Here is a 1,999-nt window from a genome sequence, read left to right as displayed (position 1 = left end):
TTTTATAATTTTTTTAAAAATTGAATAGTGCGTACAAAAAATCATAGCCTAAAATAAAAATTACATGCTATAACAGGGCACGAGCAAATTGCTTCATGAGATGTCGTCTGGATAGCCGGCACAAGAAATTGAACAAATACATTTGAGGAATAATCATGGCTGCATTTTTAACTGATGATTGGTTTGCAACTGTTGAAAAACTTACTGCTGAAGCGGGTGATTTAAACTTACCACCAGCGCTTGCGAATTTAGCGATTAACTTAGTTGTAACAGATGCAGCTGGTAACACCGAATTAGCTTTAGATGCAGGTAAAATCCAAAAGGGTTTGTCTTCAAATGCTAAAACAACTCTAAATATGGATGCTGAAACTTTGCGTAAAGTTTTTCTTGAGTTTGATATGGCTGCTGCGATGCAAGCATTCATGACGGGTAAAATCAAAGTACAAGGCGACATGTCTCAGCTTATGGCTTTACAAACTGCTAAGCCAAGCCAAGAGCAAAAAGATTTATTCAAGAAAGTACTTGAGCAAACTGCTTAATTTATTTTCGCATAAAAAAAGCTTACCAAATGGTAAGCTTTTTTTATGCCTATTGGGTTAGACTTCAATACGATTATTGGTTTTCATGTGCTCTAAATAAGTGCGGATACGCGTGACATATTGTAAAGCTTGCTTATAACGGCCATTACGTGCTTTGTTACGCTCTAAATAGTCATATAAGTTGACCCACTGCTTCGGATCTTTGCCTTGTGCTTTGATACGTTTCTGAATCTGGTTCACTGCACCAGGCCCCATATTATAAGCGACTAGGGCATACCAGTTACGATCTGGAAAAGGGATGTCATCGTATTGATCTAACATTAGATCATAATACTTAGCACCACCTTGAATACTCTGGACAGGATCAGTACGATTAGTCACACCCATTGCTCGAGCAGTACCGCTCGTTAGCATCATTAGGCCTCGTACACCCGTGGGAGACACCGATGTAGGTTTTAGATAAGATTCTTGATAACCAATCGCGGCTAAGAGATGCCAATCTAAATCATACTTTGCAGCACTTTGCTTAAAGCTGGCTTTATAAATCGGTAAACGCTGATTTAAATCTTTCTGAATCGTTGACCATGACTCTGGTTTTACCACATTTCGATTATAAAAAGATGCTAACTGTTGTGTAGTACCAGCTTGCTTACTTTGGCAAACAAAACCACTTGCTGTTAAAGTAAGAGGATCATCTGCTTGTTTAAAGACCCAATTCAATTGAGGATTTAAACCATTTTTACTTAAAGTACCTTGATCGCCACAACTCGCTGAAAATGAAACAAGCTGTTTAGCCTCAATCGAAGCAAGGTTCGCTGTAGTCATCGCAAGATTTGCTTTACCTTGTGCTACCCATTTTAATGCGGTGGCATTATCAGGTACTGTTTTAAAATCAAGTTTTACATTCAGGCTTTGTGCGTAGTTACGTGCTAAGTCATAACCAAAACCATGTAAGAACTGACCTTCTTTAAAAACTGTGGTTGGATTTTCAACTGCAACGACAGTTAAAACATTTGTGTTTACAACAGTGTTGTATTGATGCGATTTTTCTGCATTCAAGCTATTAAAAGGTAGAATCGCAACACCTAAGGCTAAAGCTTGAAATGGACGTTTGGAAGATAAAGAGTTAAGGCTAGGCCTAGACCCAGAACTTGAATTACTGTGCATGTTGTCTCCGCTACAGGTAATTTATGCCCTAAAAGCTCAGCAAAACAAGGCTTTAGCTTTTTAAAGTTGATAAATTCAATAAGGGGTGGGCAAGTCATGAACGTCATTCAAAATGACATTGAGTTAAAGGGACGCAATGTAAATGTTTCACAACATTTACAAAAAGTATAAAAAATAAACAAAAACTAACTTAGGGGCGCATAATAATCGTCAAAAAAGTGATTGTCAAATTTTGAACAATAAAAAAGAGAGAAATACATCACAAACATCTGATTTGAAAAAGAATAAAATTT

General features: G+C 37.1%; 2 protein-coding genes. One reads left to right on the top strand and one right to left on the bottom strand.

What is annotated here, in order from left to right; translation table 11 throughout:
• Positions 1 to 155: 155 nt before the first annotated feature.
• Entirely contained in the window at positions 156 to 539 is a 384-nt protein-coding gene (locus tag B4237_RS06810) for an SCP2 sterol-binding domain-containing protein (RefSeq protein WP_004651955.1), read from the top strand.
• A gap of 57 nt (positions 540 to 596) precedes the next feature.
• Here the strand turns inward: B4237_RS06810 and B4237_RS06805 are convergent, their stop codons facing one another.
• Complete coding sequence (locus B4237_RS06805) at positions 597 to 1,706, bottom strand: transglycosylase SLT domain-containing protein (RefSeq protein WP_007481767.1); 1,110 nt, start codon at positions 1,704 to 1,706, stop codon at positions 597 to 599.
• Between the last annotated feature and the right edge of the window lie 293 nt (positions 1,707 to 1,999).

The sequence above is a fragment of the Acinetobacter sp. UBA6526 genome (assembly GCF_002434875.1).
Taxonomy (GTDB): domain Bacteria; phylum Pseudomonadota; class Gammaproteobacteria; order Pseudomonadales; family Moraxellaceae; genus Acinetobacter; species Acinetobacter venetianus.
Note: the sequence above shows the minus strand (reverse complement) of the source record. Positions and strands in the feature narration are given on the sequence as shown.

Bases quoted from the DNA above. Each gene is read 5' to 3' on its own strand.
- B4237_RS06805 (WP_007481767.1), bottom strand. From the start codon at position 1,706: ATGCACAGTAATTCAAGTTCTGGGTCTAGGCCTAGCCTTAACTCTTTA.
- B4237_RS06810 (WP_004651955.1), top strand. From the start codon at position 156: ATGGCTGCATTTTTAACTGATGATTGGTTTGCAACTGTTGAAAAACTT.